This is a genomic window from Arthrobacter sp. UYCo732 (assembly GCF_040547265.1).
In the GTDB taxonomy this organism is placed as follows: domain Bacteria; phylum Actinomycetota; class Actinomycetes; order Actinomycetales; family Micrococcaceae; genus Arthrobacter.
Genome location: NZ_JBEPPJ010000001.1, coordinates 537,174 through 551,653, shown reverse-complemented (window position 1 = coordinate 551,653; position 14,480 = coordinate 537,174). Strand labels below are relative to the sequence as shown.

At 65.3% G+C, this 14,480-nt stretch carries 13 protein-coding genes; 1 reads left to right on the top strand and 12 read right to left on the bottom strand.

The features are described 5' to 3' along the window. Nucleotides 1-47: 47 nt before the first annotated feature. The 9 genes from aroC to ABIB45_RS02625 all read right to left on the bottom strand — a co-directional run bounded on the left by aroC (nt 48) and on the right by ABIB45_RS02625 (nt 10,212). Nucleotides 48-1,247 carry a chorismate synthase gene (aroC, locus tag ABIB45_RS02665; protein ID WP_354214345.1) on the bottom strand — a complete coding sequence of 400 codons (1,200 nt, stop codon included), beginning with the start codon at nt 1,245-1,247 and terminating at the stop codon, nt 48-50. A gap of 26 nt (nt 1,248-1,273) precedes the next feature. After that, nucleotides 1,274-2,134: a shikimate dehydrogenase gene (locus ABIB45_RS02660; RefSeq protein ID WP_354214344.1), complete on the bottom strand. Its 861-nt coding sequence runs from the start codon at nt 2,132-2,134 to the stop codon at nt 1,274-1,276. Next, nucleotides 2,131-3,798 (bottom strand): endolytic transglycosylase MltG, encoded by a 1,668-nt coding sequence (gene mltG, locus ABIB45_RS02655; RefSeq protein ID WP_354214343.1) that lies wholly within the window; start codon nt 3,796-3,798, stop codon nt 2,131-2,133. The genes ABIB45_RS02660 and mltG overlap by 4 nt, the downstream gene beginning before the upstream one ends. Beyond that, nucleotides 3,782-4,393 carry a Holliday junction resolvase RuvX gene (gene ruvX, locus ABIB45_RS02650; protein ID WP_354214342.1) on the bottom strand — a complete coding sequence of 204 codons (612 nt, stop codon included), beginning with the start codon at nt 4,391-4,393 and terminating at the stop codon, nt 3,782-3,784. The genes mltG and ruvX overlap by 17 nt, the downstream gene beginning before the upstream one ends. A 6-nt stretch (nt 4,394-4,399) precedes the next feature. Next, entirely contained in the window at nt 4,400-7,078 is a 2,679-nt protein-coding gene (alaS, locus tag ABIB45_RS02645) for an alanine--tRNA ligase (RefSeq protein WP_354214341.1), read from the bottom strand. Nucleotides 7,079-7,197: 119 nt separating this feature from the next. Further along, a complete protein-coding gene (locus ABIB45_RS02640) occupies nt 7,198-7,428 on the bottom strand; it encodes a DUF6167 family protein (RefSeq protein WP_354214340.1) in 231 nt (76 codons plus the stop codon). Nucleotides 7,429-7,447: 19 nt separating this feature from the next. Next, nucleotides 7,448-7,822: a DUF948 domain-containing protein gene (locus ABIB45_RS02635; RefSeq protein WP_164199570.1), complete on the bottom strand. Its 375-nt coding sequence runs from the start codon at nt 7,820-7,822 to the stop codon at nt 7,448-7,450. 145 nt (nt 7,823-7,967) lie between these two features. Continuing rightward, nucleotides 7,968-8,594: a 30S ribosomal protein S4 gene (rpsD, locus tag ABIB45_RS02630; RefSeq protein ID WP_190988295.1), complete on the bottom strand. Its 627-nt coding sequence runs from the start codon at nt 8,592-8,594 to the stop codon at nt 7,968-7,970. Between the two features lie 202 nt (nt 8,595-8,796). Then, nucleotides 8,797-10,212, bottom strand: a complete 1,416-nt coding sequence (locus tag ABIB45_RS02625) for a replication-associated recombination protein A (RefSeq protein WP_354214339.1) — start codon at nt 10,210-10,212, stop codon at nt 8,797-8,799. Between the two features lie 57 nt (nt 10,213-10,269). Between ABIB45_RS02625 and ABIB45_RS02620 the strand changes: the two genes are divergently transcribed. Continuing rightward, a complete protein-coding gene (locus ABIB45_RS02620) occupies nt 10,270-10,944 on the top strand; it encodes an acVLRF1 family peptidyl-tRNA hydrolase (RefSeq protein ID WP_354214338.1) in 675 nt (224 codons plus the stop codon). 1 nt (nt 10,945) lies between these two features. Here ABIB45_RS02620 and ABIB45_RS02615 read toward each other — a convergent pair whose 3' ends face one another. From ABIB45_RS02615 to aspS, 3 genes are all read right to left on the bottom strand, one after another. Continuing rightward, the gene (locus tag ABIB45_RS02615; RefSeq protein WP_354214337.1) at nt 10,946-11,743 is read right to left on the bottom strand and encodes a dioxygenase family protein; all 798 of its coding nucleotides are present in this window, start codon (nt 11,741-11,743) and stop codon (nt 10,946-10,948) included. Nucleotides 11,744-11,797: 54 nt separating this feature from the next. Beyond that, a complete protein-coding gene (locus ABIB45_RS02610; RefSeq protein ID WP_502909096.1) occupies nt 11,798-12,592 on the bottom strand; it encodes a GNAT family N-acetyltransferase in 795 nt (264 codons plus the stop codon). A gap of 77 nt (nt 12,593-12,669) precedes the next feature. Further along, on the bottom strand, nt 12,670-14,469 hold the full coding sequence (gene aspS, locus ABIB45_RS02605; RefSeq protein WP_354214336.1) for an aspartate--tRNA ligase: 1,800 nt from the start codon (nt 14,467-14,469) through the stop codon (nt 12,670-12,672). Nucleotides 14,470-14,480: the final 11 nt, after the last annotated feature.

Here is a 14,480-nt window from a genome sequence, read left to right as displayed (position 1 = left end):
GGCGATGGGCCGGTTGCCCGGCACACCCCTCTTGTTGCCCCGGGGCACTAGTGGCCAATCGAGTCCAGGGATGCCGGAATATTGTCCAGGTAGCCCTTGATGTTGCGGGCGGTCTCCGCCACGGAGTCGCCGCCAAACTTTTCGGTGACGGCTTCGGCGAGGACCAGCGCTACCATCGCCTCCGCGACCACGCCGGCGGCCGGCACGGCACAGACGTCGGACCGCTGGTGGTGCGCCTTGGCCGGCTCCCCCGTGCTGACGTCCACAGTGCGCAGGGCACGCGGCACCGTCGCGATCGGCTTCATGGCAGCACGGACACGCAGGACATCGCCGATGCTCATGCCACCTTCGATACCACCTGCCCGGTTGCTGGTGCGGATGATCCTGCCGTCGGAATCCTTGACGATCTCGTCATGGGCAGCCGAACCGCGGCGGGCGGCCGTCAGGAACCCGTCGCCAACTTCCACGCCCTTGATCGCTTGAATGCCCATCAGGGCGGCGGCAAGCCGTGAGTCAAGCCGGCGGTCCCAATGGACGTAGCTGCCCAGCCCGGGAGGCAGTCCGTAGGCAAGGACCTCCACTACCCCGCCCAGCGTTTCGCCTTCCTTGTGCGCGGCGTCCACTTCAGCAACCATGGCGTCAGAGGTCTCACGGTCGAAGCAGCGTAACGGATCGGCGTCGAGCGCGATCACGTTGGCCGGGACAGGCAGCGGACGGCCTTCGGGAACGGTCACACTGGCGATGGAGACGGTGTGGCTGACCAGTTCGATGCCCAGCTGTTTGAGGAACTGGGACGCTACGGTGCCCATGGCGACGCGGGTTGCGGTTTCGCGCGCGCTGGCGCGTTCCAGGACCGGACGGGCTTCATCGAAGCCGTACTTCTGCATGCCGGTGAAATCTGCGTGGCCCGGGCGGGGACGGGTCAACGGTGCGTTGCGCGCCTGGTCGGCGAGGACCTCCGGATCCACGGGGTCGGCAGCCATGATCTGCTCCCATTTGGGCCACTCGGTATTGGCCACCTGGATGGCCACCGGTCCGCCCTGTGTGAGCCCGTGGCGGACGCCGCCCAAAATGGTGACCAGGTCCTGTTCGAATTTCATCCGGGCGCCCCGGCCGTAGCCCAGGCGGCGGCGTGCCAGCGAATCAGCGATCTGCCCGCTGGTGATTTCCACACCGGCGGGGACGCCCTCAATAATTCCCATCAGAGCCGGACCATGGGATTCACCGGCTGTCAACCAACGCAACATAATTTCCATCCTGCCACGTCTGGCCGTCAGAACGCCCGTCGGGGCAGGCCGACTGCGTCACACATCACATCTATGACAGCTGCATTAACGTCTTCACCGCGGCCCGTGAACAGGCGCACCTGTTCCACCGCCTGGTACAGCAGCATTTCCAGCCCCGGCACCACGGCACCGCCGCCGGCCTGCCACACGGCTGCGATGTTGCTGGGCCACGGATCGTAGGCCACGTCGAGCAGGACGCCGTGGGTCCGGGTTCCCATTGCGGCGATTTCGGCTGCCAGGCCGTCTGCCGCGCGCGGCGGGAGCGTGGAAATCACGACGTCGGCACTCGCCGCCGGGGTGGCGGCTTCTGTCATCGGCCGGACGTCGATGGCCAGGCCGACGCCTGCGGCGGCTGCCCGCGCTTCGGCAGCCCGGGACGTGTCGCGGACAAACACCTGTGCATGCGCAGTGCCCAAGTCCTTCAACGCGGCGATAGCGGCCGCCGCCGTTCCCCCTCCCCCCAGGACTACTGCGGAGGGACTGGCCGGGACGCCGGCGTTGCGCACGGCGTTAACGATTCCGGCGACGTCGGTGTTGTAGCCGATGCGCCGGACAGAAGGCCCGTCGTCTTCGAAGGCGACGGTGTTGACCACGCCCAAGGTGCGTGCCACACCTCGGACTTCGTCCACTTGGGTGACCATCCCGGTCTTCAGCGGCATGGTCACGGACAGTCCGCGCCACCCCACCTGGTTCCGGACACGCTGCATAAACGCGGGCAACGCCTCCTCCGTCAGATCCACTGCGGTGTAGCCGATGTCCACCCCCAGCTTGCGGTACGCCGCCAGGTGCAGGGCCGGCGACTTGGAGTGGCTGATCGGATGGCCCAGAACGGCAGCCCTCAGGCTCATGCGCAGCGGCCTGCGTTCGCCTTGCACCAGGTGTTGTACTGCTCGACGTACATGTTGTGCTCAGCGAGGGTCTTGGAAAACTTGGTCTCCTTGGTATCGAGGTTGGTAGTGACCCAGTAAAGATACTCGTTCGTCTTGGGCTTGGCCGCGGCATCGATGGCAGTCTTGCCGGGCGAACCGATGGGGCCCGGCGGCAGGCCCGGGTTGGCGTACGTGTTGTAGCGGTTCGACTTGTCCTTGCGCTCCTCGTCGGTGAAGTTGAAGCTCCTGGTACCGAGTCCATACGTCACCGCTGAGTCGACCTGGAGGAAACCGCCGGTCTGGTCGTTGGGCTTAAGCCGGTTGTAGATGGCCCCGGCAACATCGCCATACTCCGCCTGGCCGCCTTCAGCCTGCACGATGCTGGCAACAGTCACGGCCTCGTACTGTTTCGCGGGATCGGTGATGCCCTGCGACACGAGCTCGTCGGTGGTTGTCTTAACCAATTCGTGGAGGATGTCTTTCGCCGAGGTGCCGAGCGGGAACCGGTGCTCCCCCGGCGCCAGGTAACCCTCAAGGTTCTTTGCGTTGGCCGGCAGGCCAAACTCCTGCGGAGCGTTGCTGAATTGAATCAGCTGCTGCACCGTTATTCCGGATCCTTTGGAAATTTCCTGCAGTGATTCGCCGATCCTCAGGCCTGCGCTCAGGGCAAAGTAGATGACTTTGGTTTTGTCCTGGCCCAGCAGGACATTGACGGCGTCCGAGTTCTTCATCTCCATCCTGAAGGTGAAGTCCCCGGGTGACAGTGTTCCGCCCGAAGCCGTAAAGGTATGGAGGAATGTGTCCGCGTTGGCAACCACTTTTCCAGATTCCAATTTGGCGGCTACTGAGCGTGTACCTTCACCCGGCGCGACCGAAACCTGCACTTCGCCGCTGCCAGGGCCGGGATAGTCGCTCGCCTTGTCGGACCCCAGCAGGGGCTTCAGGAACTGCGCCCCTACGGCGATGGCGGCCACGAACACCACCAGGGTCAGGAACACTGCCAGGAGACGGCGCCTGCGCCGCACCTTCTTTGAAGGCTTTGCCACTACGGAAACCGCAGCTGCCCCGGCGAACAGGCCTGCATCAGGGTGGGCCTCATGGTGGTCGTCGAGGTGGTGCTCATGGTGATCTTGCTCTTCGTAGTGGTGGGCTTCGTAGTGCTCGTCACCGTAGTGCTGGTCTTCGCGGTGGACTTCGTCAGGATGGGCGTACCCGGCCGGGTGAGAGTCGTAGGCCTGAGCCCCGTCGGCGTGGAACTCCTGAACGGAGTCAGCGTGCTGCTCCCGAACGGTGTCCGGGTGATGGTCCCGGAGGGCATCAGCGTGGTGGTGCTCGGCGGCGTCCGGCGCCGCTTCCTGGATGGACGGCTGAGTGTCCGGCAGCGTGGGGACTACCGGCTGGCGTGCCTGGACAGGCTCCGGTGCAGGTTCGGCCGCCGCAGCAGGCTCGCGTTCCGGAGCCGCCGGGAAAACATGCTCCGTCCCCGAAACCGGCTGGTCCTGGCCGGTTTCGTACGCCTGTTCCGGAACCGCGTTGGTGTCTTCGGTGTGCTTCTCCAACGCGCGGAGCTCTTTGCGGGTCAGCGGCCTGGCACCAACATTGCTGGTGGCGCCTGAGGCGTCGTCGTTATTGGACGGGCTCACTGTAGCCTTCCGTGTTCTGGGGTCGAGACGTACCTTCGGCGGCGGAGTTGCCAGCCTGGGCTGACCCGCCTCGCCCGGAAGGCTGTGGACGGGGCGGCGCGCTCACGCGGCTCCCAACGTCCATTCCCCTGGCTTTTTGCATGTCGATGGCGTGCTGGAGAATACCTGCCGCTGCAACCTGATCCACCACTTTACGGTGGTTCCGGCTGCTCATGCCAGCTTCGTGCAGGTTACGGTGGGCCGTGACACTGCTGAGCCGTTCGTCAACGAGGTTGACGGAAACATCGAGGCCACGGCCGGCCAGTTCAGCCACCAGCAGCTCCGCGTACTCGGTGGCCATTCGGGCGGACGCGTGTTCCTCCCCCTTCATGGTGCGTGGCAGTCCAACAATGACCTGGACGGCGCCGATCTCCTGCGCGAGCGAGGCGATCACCCGCACGTCTGAGTTTTTCTTGGCGTTCCGGTCCAGCGTCTTGTACGGCGTGGCCAGGATGGCATCCCGGTCGCAAATGGCCACTCCCACGCGGACGGTGCCAACGTCTACCCCAAGCTTGATGCCTTGGGGGTAGCCGACGGCTGCAACGGAGTCTGTCATCTGGCCCTAGCGCCGGGAGATGGCGTCCACAACGGCGGCAAGCGCCGGTGCGACCTTGGTAGCGTCCGTGCCGCCACCCTGGGCGACGTCGTCTTTGCCACCGCCGCCGCCGCCGAGGATACCGGCCGCGAGCCGCACCAGGGCCCCGGCTTTCACGCCGGCTTCCCGGGCGGCCTCATTGGTGGCCACCAGGATCATGGGACGGTCGTTGCTGACACCGGCCACTGCCACGGTGGAGGCTTCTGATCCGAGCCGGTTTCGCAGGTCGAGGGCAAGGTTGCGGATGTCATCGGCGCCACCGATCTGGCCGGCATCGTGCGCGATGACCCGGATGCCGGCGGCGTCCCGGGCAGTGCCCACGAGGTTGGCTGCCGCCGCGGTGAGCTGTTCCTTGCGGAGGCGGTCCAGTTCCTTTTCCGTGGCCTTGAGCTTGTTCAGGGTGCTGGCGATCCTGTCGGCGAGCTGGCCCGACGGGACTTTGAGCATCTCCGTCAGCTCGGTCACCAGGGCGCGTTCGGCCGCGAGATGGCGGAAGGCGTCCATGCCCACGAAGGCTTCGACACGGCGGTTTCCTGAGCCGACCGACTGCTCGCCCAGCAGCGACAGGCTGCCGATCAACGACGTGTTGGAAACATGGGTGCCGCCGCACAGCTCACGGGACCAGGCGCCGTCGATCTCCACCACCCGTACTTCGCTGCCGTAATTTTCACCGAAGAGCGCCATGGCACCGAGTGCTTTAGCCTCGGCCAGGGCCATCACTTTCGTGTCCACCCGGAAGTTGTTGCGGATGGCCAGGTTGGACACCTCTTCGATTTCCGAGCGCGTGGCCGTGCTCAGCCCTTCGCCCCAGGCGAAGTCGAAGCGCAGGTAGCCGGCTTTGTTATAGGAACCACGCTGCGTGGCCTGAGGACCCAGGATCTGGTGCAGCGCGGCGTGGACGATGTGGGTGCCGGTGTGGGCCTGCTCGGCTGCATGGCGGCGTTCACGGTCGACGGCGGCACGCACCAGGGCGTCGGAGGAGATCTCGCCTTCGCGGACGATCGCCTTGTGCACGCTCAGGCCCTTGACGGGGCGCTGGACGTCGAGCACCTCGACGACGAAGCCGTCACCGGTGATGAGCCCGGTATCGGCAGACTGGCCGCCAGCCTCTGCGTAGAACGGCGTCTCGTTGAGGACAAGTTCGATTTCGTCACCGGTAGCGGCGTGGGCAACACGCTGGCCGCCGCTGAGGAGGCCACGGACGCGGGACTCGCCGTCGAGCTCTTCGTAGCCGATGAAGACGGTCTCGCCCTCACCCAGGATCTCCTGGTAGGCGGTGAGGTCGGCGTGGCCGCCCTTCTTGCCCTTCGCATCGGCCTGGGCACGCTGGCGCTGCTCGAGCATGAGGGCGCGGAAACCGGCCTCGTCCACCTTGAGCCCGGCTTCCTCAGCCATCTCCAGGGTGAGGTCGATCGGGAAGCCGTAGGTGTCGTGCAGGGCGAACGCGTCGGCGCCGGACAGCGGTGCGCCGGCGGCCTTGGATACCGTCACAGCATCCTCAAGGCGGGCAGTTCCCGAGGCGATGGTGCGCAGGAAGGCACGCTCTTCGGCGTAGGCGATCCGGCTGATGCGGTCGAAGTCCGTCTCGACGATAGGGTAAACGCCCTTCATGGCGTCGCGTGAGGCTGGCAGCAGGTCCGGCAGGCAGGCCTTTTCGACGCCGAGCAGGCGCATCGAGCGCACCGCACGCCTGATGAGGCGGCGCAGGACGTAGCCACGGCCTTCGTTCGAGGGCGTCACGCCGTCGGCGATCAGCATCAGGGCGGAACGGATATGGTCGGCTACAACCCGCATGCGGACATCGTCCGTGTGGTGGGGATCTTCCGCTGTTTCGGCGGAGGTGTACTCCCGGCCGGACAGCTCGGCTGCTTTGTCGATCACGGGGCGGACCTGGTCCGTCTCGTACATGTTCTCGACGCCCTGCAGGATCATGGCGAGTCGTTCCATGCCCAGCCCGGTGTCGATGTTCTTCTTCGGCAGTTCACCCACGATGTCGAAGTCGTCCTTGGAACGGACGTTGTCGATCTGGTACTGCATAAAGACGAGGTTCCAGATTTCGACGTAGCGGTTCTCGTCCGCGAGCGGCCCGCCTTCAACACCGTATCCGGGACCGCGGTCGTAGTAGATTTCCGAGCAGGGGCCGGCGGGACCTGGCTGGCCGGTGTGCCAGTAGTTATCAGCCTTGCCCATGCGCTGGATCCGCTGGGACGGGACGCCGGTGTTCTTCAGCCACAGGTCCCTGGCTTCGTCGTCTTCCTGGTAAACCGTGACCCACAGGAGCTCCGGCGGCAGGCCGTACCCGCCGTCGTCCACGCTCGTGGTGAGCAGTTCCCAGGCGTACTTAATGGCGTCTTCCTTGAAGTAGTCGCCAAAGGAGAAGTTGCCGCACATCTGGAAGAACGTGCCGTGGCGGGCGGTCTTGCCCACTTCCTCGATGTCACCGGTGCGGATGCACTTCTGAATGCTCGTGGCGCGGGAGTACGGGGCTTCTTCGCGGGCAGTCAGGTACGGAATGAACGGCACCATGCCGGCAACGGTGAACAGCAAGGAGGGGTCGCTGGAGACCAGCGAGGCGGAGGGAACCGCGGTGTGGCCTTTGCTGACAAAAAAGTCCACCCAGCGCTTTGTGATCTCCTGCGACTTCATGAGCTGATTACTTACCCTTCTTGGATCACGCGTTTCAGGTGCGTGACAGTTTGATTCAGACGGCAGTTCCGGCAAGCGGCAACTGCTGGTTTAATTCTCGCGCGTTTGTTCCCGTGCGTTTAGCGCCGGGCCACTTCCCGGGATTCGACCCCAAGAGCCGTGCGGAGGTCCGTTTCCCGCTCGTTCATCCCGGACCGCACGGCGTCCGCGAAGTCATAGAGGCTGTCGGCGAGCCGGCCCACAGCCCGGTTCAGGCCCTCGGGCCCCAGGTTCGATTGGGCTTCGGTGACCTTGCGGAAGGCGATGACACCGATCGCCACGCCGATTCCCATCCAGACAAGTCGTTTCATGTTCTGTTCTTCCGGTGGTTTAGCGGCTGCGGCGGCCGGCCGCGGGTTTCTTGCGGTTAGCGAGGGCCGTACGCACTCCGTAGCTGAACGCCGCCACCTTGATCAGCGGTGAACCCACCGTCGCGGCAACAAGGGAGGACAGCGCGGAGAGGTTCGCGGAGGCGTCAGAAACATTGGAGGCGATGCCATCCACTTTCTTCAGCTGCTGGTTGGTGGTGGTGACCGTGGCGGTGACCTCGTCCATCAGGGGCGTGGCACCGTCGCTGATGGATCGGATCGAAGTCCGAATCTCTTCCAGGACGCTGCCGAGCTTCAGGATCGGTACGGCGAGCAGCAGCACCAGGAGCGCAAACACCCCGGCTGCGATCAGGCCGGCAATATCGCCACCAGACATAGACATTCATCTCCTTGAAACTGACGTGGATCTTTTCCCACCGCGCACGCTGTCTTGATGCGTTCCGCAGATGTCCCCCAAGTACCTTACATACAAAGAAGCCCGTGGCGCTTGCCACGGGCTTCTTTGGATACGCTGCTGGGATTTAGCGTGCGTAGAATTCGACGACGAGCTGCTCTTCGCAGGTTACGGGAACCTCGGAGCGCTTCGGGCGGCGGACCAGGCGGGCCTGCAGGGCGTCAAGCTTGACGTCCAGGTAGGCCGGAACCTGGGGCAGGACGTCGCGGTGCGCGCCGGCTGCTGCAACCTGGAGCGGAACCATGGTTTCACTGCGGCTGTGGACGTGGACCAGCTGGCCCTCGCCGACGCGGAAGGACGGACGGTCAACGCGGATGCCGTCAACCATGATGTGGCGGTGTACAACCAGCTGGCGGGCCTGGGCGATGGTGCGGGCGAAGCCGGCACGCAGCACGAGGGCGTCAAGACGCATTTCGAGCAATTCGATCAGGTTTTCACCGGTCAGGCCCTTGGTGCGGCGTGCTTCTTCGAAGGCACGGGTCATCTGGGCTTCGCGGATGCCGTACTGGGCGCGCAGACGCTGCTTTTCGCGCAGACGTACGGCGTAGTCGGAGTCCTGCTTCTTGCGGGCACGGCCATGCTCGCCGGGGCCGTACGGGCGGCGCTCCATGTACTTGGCGGCCTTGGGGGTCAGAGCGATGCCGAGTGCACGCGAGAGGCGTGCTGTACGGCGAGCACGAGTGTTGTTAGCCACTTGTGTCCTTCCAATATCTGCGGTGTGTCAGTGTTACTGGCCTCCACGATGGAGAGCATCGGCCAACCGCTGCCTTTTGCTACTGGGCACGGGGCTACCCCAAACTGAACAGAGAAACTACTGAAGGTTGGGGAGATTGCGTCCGTGCCTTGCCAGACAACGCACCATCTTAGCAGGATTACCCTGCATTCCCACACTCGCGTCACTTGCCGCGGATGATCTTCCGCAGGCGTTCCAGGCGCACGGAAATATCCCGCTCGGCACCGTTCGCGGTGGGCTCGTAGTAATCCCGACCTACCAGATCGTCCGGCGGGTACTGCTGGCTAGCCACTGAATGCGGCGCATCGTGGGCGTATTTGTACCCCTTGCCATGGCCGAGCTGCTTCGAACCCGGGTAGTGCGCATCGCGCAAGTGCGCCGGAATTCCGTTGCCCAATCCGGCCCGGACATCCGCGACGGCCTTGTTGATGCCTATGTACGCAGCATTGGACTTCGGGGCCGTGGCGAGGTGCACCACAGCTTCGGCCAGCACGATCCGACCTTCGGGCATGCCGATCAGCTGCACAGCCTGGGCTGCGGCCACCGCCGTCTGCAGGGCGGTGGGGTCGGCCATGCCCACGTCCTCCGCGGCGGAAATGACAATCCGCCGGGCAATGAACCGCGGGTCCTCCCCCGCCTCCAGCATCCTGGCGAGGTAATGCAGGGCGGCGTCCACGTCGGAGCCGCGGACTGACTTGATGAAGGCGCTGGCCACGTCGTAGTGCTGGTCACCGGCCCGGTCATAGCGCACGGCGGCCACGTCCAGGGCACGTTCGGTGTGCATGAGCTCAACGGTGACCGGCAAGTCGGCATCAGCGTCATCGGCATCGCCGAATGCCACGCCCGCGGCCGCTTCCAACGCAGTCAGGGCACGCCGGGCGTCACCGCCGGACAGTCTGACGAGGTGGCGCAGCGCTTCGGTGCTGAGCTCCACTTTCCCGTTCAGGCCCCGCTCGTCCGCCACCGCACGTTGCAGTAGCCCCTCAATGTCGGCTTCCGTCAGCGGCTTCAGGGTCAGCAGCAGGGACCGGGAAAGCAGGGGCGAGACCACTGAAAAGGACGGATTTTCGGTAGTTGCCGCCACGAGCACCACCCAGCGGTTTTCCACGCCGGGCAGCAGCGCATCCTGCTGCGCCTTGTTGAACCGGTGGATCTCGTCCAGGAACAGGACTGTGGTGGTCTTATAGAGGTCCCGGGCCGTCAGGGCGTCATCCATCACACGCCGGACGTCTTTGACCCCGGCGGTGATCGCGGACAGTTCCACGAACTTCCGCCCTTTCCCCTTGGCGATCACATGCGCGAGCGTGGTTTTGCCGGTCCCGGGCGGTCCCCACAGGATCAGCGAGCTCGGGCCTGCGGGTCCCACGGCATCGGTGCCGGCGGCCAACTGCCGCAGTGGTGAGCCTTGCCCCAGCAGGTGCTGCTGACCTACCACGTCGTCGAGCGTTCGCGGCCGCATTCTGACTGCCAGCGGGCTGCGGGGCGGGGCATTCCGGCCCGCCCCGGAACCGCCGGCCGACGACGGTTCATCACTGCCGTCGTCGTCATTGCCGGGCCCTTGGCCGAAGAGATCATCCACATAGATAGGCTACTCATAGTTCAGCGCCACATATCCGCACGCTCACGAAAGGGCCCCATGACCGCACGCAGCACCGACGGCCCGGCCCGGGCGGGATCCGTCCGGACCGCCTTTGTGCCGGCCGCCCGGCTCGCGGGATGGGCGGAACGCTTTGGCGCCGCGCACGGCGGCTTCCGGCTCAATGATGACGACGACGGCGTGCGGCTTGTGGCGGCCGACGGCGCCGTGGCGCTGCTCCAGACGCCTTGGCCGGCGGACGGCAGGCCGGGGCGGGGTGCCGATCCGCTGGAACGCCTGGCGTCCCTGGCTGCCCAGCCGCGCCGGATCGGACTGCTCCTGATCAGGCGGGGCGGCTATGGCGCGGCCGTTGCCAGCGAGGGCGTGATCCTGGCTTCGAAAGTGGGCGCCAAGTACGTGCAGTCAAGGTCCGCCGCGGGCGGTCAGTCACAGCAGCGCTTTGCCCGCCGCCGCGCCAACCAGGCCGATGCGCTCGTGGAGTCGGCTGCGGATCATGCACGGCAGGTCTTCGCCAGCCAGGGCTTTGAGTACCTGGTGCCCGGCGGCGACAGAGCTCTGGCCGATCTCGCCCTGCAGCAGCCGGCGCTGAGCGGCTACGCGCAGTACCCACGGCTCGTGTACCTTGACGCACCGGACCCAAGGGCCGCGGTCCTGAAGAAGGCCGCAGCGGATGCCTGCGCGGTGCGGGTCCATGTCATGGACCCGCCGCTCTGAACTAGTTCAGGGTCCAGGACCGCTTGGAGAGCCCGAACCAAAAACCGTCAATGGCCGTTTTCGCCTTCAGGTCACCGGAACCGTAGGCAGCACCGAGCGCCACGTACAGTGGCGCCCAGTGTTCGCTACGCGGGTGCGCCTGCCGGGCGGCGGGAGCCTTGTTCAGGAAATCGAGGATGGCGTCAACGTCGCCGCGAGCCATTGCTTCTTCTGCCCAGTGGTCAAACTCGCTCGAGGCCGCCGGCGGCGTAACGTCCGGGCCGCCAGCCGGGTTGAACCAGCGCAGATTGTGCGTGGTGAATCCCGACCCAACGATCAGGGTGCCGCGTTCGCGCAGCGGTGCCAGGGACTCGCCGAGCTTGAACAATCCCTGCGGGTCCAGGGTTGGCATCGACATCTGCACCACCGGAACGTCTGCCTCCGGGAACATTTCCTTCAGCGGCACGTAAGCACCGTGATCCAGCCCGCGGCGCTCGTCCCGTTCGACGTGGTGGCCGTGAGTACCCACGAGCCTTTCCACTTCCGTGGCGAGCTCCGGCGCCTGCGGTGCGTTGTACTGGACGTCGTAGTACTTCTGCGGGAAGCCGCCGAAGTCGTAGACAAGCCCCGGATTCCTCCCGGTGGCGCTGAGCGTGACGGGAGCGTTTTCCCAGTGCGCGGACACCATCAGGATGTCCTTGGGCTTGCTGAAGGTGCCGGACCAGTCGTGCAGCTGACGGGTCCAGGTAGCGTCGTCGGCCAGCGGCGGCGCACCATGGCTGAGGAAGAGGACGGGAGGAAGGCCAAGTGTCTGCGTCATGGCACCAGCATAGCCGATTTTGATTGAAGCTTCAAGTATCAAATTTCCAGCCCGTCAGCAGCCGGTCAGATGCCGCTTCGGCCGGTCCTGGCGGTAGATGTAGCGGCCCACTTCCCGGAATCCTGACCGGGAGTAAAGCTGCTGCGCCCCGTGGTTCGAAGCAGTGACCAGCAGCCAGTAGCTCTCCAGAGACTGTTCCATACCGGCCGCAAGCAATGACTGCATGATGCGGATGGCGTAGCCGCGGCGCCGGACATCGGGACGGGTCGCCATGGAGTAGAGCCCGCCACACCGGATGTCCCCGCCGGCCGGAAGGGCAAGCCGCCCGACGGCGGCAGGGACGCGGTTTTCGTCCCGCACCAGGGCGTACAGGGACGGGCAGCCTTCGAGGATTCCGCGCGCGGTGTGGAGTGATTCCTCGCCGCCCCGCCCGTCCACGCTCCACCACAGCCGCAGCCATTCTGCCGATGGCTCTGCTGAAAGTTCGACGCCGGGATCCGCCGGCGGCTTCGCAGCACCGTCCGTGTCCCGCACCATGATCACTGTTTCGGACTGCCGGGTGAAGCCTTGTGCGTCGAGCAGGGCGTTCAGCGCGGCGCTGCGGGCATCGTCGAATACCTGGAAGATCACCGGTATCCGCCGGCGCCGGTACCACGCACGCGCTTCCCGGAGCAGGGATAGCTGCTCATGGGTGCTTCCGGCCGGCTCTGAGCGGGGCCAGATGGAGTTGGCCCGCTGGGTCACGCCGTTCGCGGCGCGGAACACCCAGCCACCCGCTTCCTCCCGATCGGGAGCAGGCCAGGCGGCATCCATCACGGATCCCAGGTCCGGCAGGGCAGGGTCGGTCACTTTACTCGATCCTTCGTTATGGACAGGAGGCTCCCCAGTTGTCCGGGGAGCCTCCTGTCCAAGATCAATCCCTCAGCCTAATTGGCGTCCTGTTCTGCCTTCTTGGGCTCTTCGGGTTTCGTCTGGGGCTTGAAGTCCACGCCGGCCTCCTTGCGCTGCTGCGCCGTGATCGGCGCCGGAGCCTGGGTCAGCGGGTCGTAGCCGTTGCCGGTCTTGGGGAAGGCGATGACGTCGCGGATGGACTCAACACCAGCCAGGAGCGCCACTACACGGTCCCAACCGAAGGCGATGCCGCCGTGCGGAGGGGCACCGAACTTAAACCCTTCGAGGAGGAACCCGAATTTGGTCTGGGCGTCTTCACGGTCCAGGCCCATCAGTTCGAACACGCGTTCCTGGACGTCGCGCTCGTGGATACGGATGGAGCCGCCGCCGATTTCGTTGCCGTTGCACACGATGTCGTAGGCATAGGACAGCGCCGATTCCGGGTCCTTGTCGAACGTGTCCATGAACTCCGGCTTGGGCGAAGTGAAGGCGTGGTGGACGGCTGTCCACTTGCCGGCGCCAACAGCCACATCGCCGGACGCCACTGCTGCGGCAGCCGGTTCGAACATCGGCGCGTCCACTACCCAGCAGAAGGCCCAGTCAGCGGGGTTGATCAGGCCTGTACGGTGTCCGATCTCCACGCGGGCCGCACCGAGCAGCGCTCGGGCTGCGGACTTCTCGCCGGCGGCGAAGAAAATGCAGTCCCCGGGCTTTGCGCCCACGGCGTCGGCCAGGCCCGCACGCTCGGTGTCGGTCAGGTTCTTGGCAACCGGACCTGCCAGTTCGCCGTCGTCTTTGAAGAGAACGTACGCCAAGCCCTTGTGGCCGCGCTGCTTGGCAAATTCCTGCCAGCCGTCCAAGGTACGGCGCGGCTGTGAAGCGCCACCGGGCATCACCACAGCACCAACGTAGGGAGCCTTGAAGACGCCGAAGTTGGTGTCCTTGAAGAACTCGGTGAGCTCGGTCAGCTCCACGCCAAAACGGAGGTCAGGCTTGTCCGAGCCGTACCGTGCCATCGCGTCCGCATAGGTGATGCGCTGGATGGGCGTGGGGATCTCGACGTCGATCAGCTTCCACAGGGCCTCGACGATGTTTTCACCCAAGGCAATGATGTCGTCCTGGTCCACGAAGCTGGCTTCGATATCCAGCTGGGTGAATTCCGGCTGGCGGTCGGCGCGGAAGTCCTCATCGCGGTAGCAGCGCGCGATCTGATAATACTTCTCAAAGCCACCTACCTGCAGGAGCTGCTTGAAAAGCTGCGGGGACTGCGGCAGCGCGTACCAGGAACCTGGGGCCAGGCGTGCCGGGACCACGAAGTCGCGGGCACCTTCCGGCGTCGAACGCGTCAGCGTGGGGGTCTCGATCTCGACGAAACCGTCCTGGTGAAGAAGCTCGCGGGCCACCCGGTTGGCTTCGGAGCGCAGCCGGAGGTTGCGGGCGGGGCCGGGGCGGCGCAGGTCGAGGTAGCGGTGCTTCAGGCGGGCTTCCTCGCCCACCTCAACGTGTTCATCGATCTGGAACGGCAGCGGATCAGAGGTATTGAGGATGACTACCTTGTCCGCCATGACCTCGATGGCGCCGGTGGCCAGGGCCGGGTTCTCGTTGCCCTCGGGGCGCTGGGATACCGTGCCGGTGACCTGGAGGACGTACTCGTTGCGCAGACCGTGGAAGACCTCTTCTTCACGGACCACAACCTGGGCCACGCCGGATGCATCACGGAGATCCACGAATGCAACACCACCGTGATCGCGTCGGCGGCCAACCCAGCCAGCCAGGGTTACGGTTTGTCCAATGTGCTCGGAGCGAAGGGATCCGAGGTCATGTGTGCGCAGCACAGCACACCTTT

Bases quoted from the DNA above. Each gene is read 5' to 3' on its own strand.
- aroC (WP_354214345.1), bottom strand. From the start codon at position 1,247: ATGTTGCGTTGGTTGACAGCCGGTGAATCCCATGGTCCGGCTCTGATG.
- ABIB45_RS02660 (WP_354214344.1), bottom strand. From the start codon at position 2,134: ATGAGCCTGAGGGCTGCCGTTCTGGGCCATCCGATCAGCCACTCCAAG.
- ruvX (WP_354214342.1), bottom strand. From the start codon at position 4,393: ATGACAGACTCCGTTGCAGCCGTCGGCTACCCCCAAGGCATCAAGCTT.
- alaS (WP_354214341.1), bottom strand. From the start codon at position 7,078: ATGAAGTCGCAGGAGATCACAAAGCGCTGGGTGGACTTTTTTGTCAGC.
- ABIB45_RS02640 (WP_354214340.1), bottom strand. From the start codon at position 7,428: ATGAAACGACTTGTCTGGATGGGAATCGGCGTGGCGATCGGTGTCATC.
- ABIB45_RS02635 (WP_164199570.1), bottom strand. From the start codon at position 7,822: ATGTCTGGTGGCGATATTGCCGGCCTGATCGCAGCCGGGGTGTTTGCG.
- ABIB45_RS02620 (WP_354214338.1), top strand. From the start codon at position 10,270: ATGACCGCACGCAGCACCGACGGCCCGGCCCGGGCGGGATCCGTCCGG.
- ABIB45_RS02615 (WP_354214337.1), bottom strand. From the start codon at position 11,743: ATGACGCAGACACTTGGCCTTCCTCCCGTCCTCTTCCTCAGCCATGGT.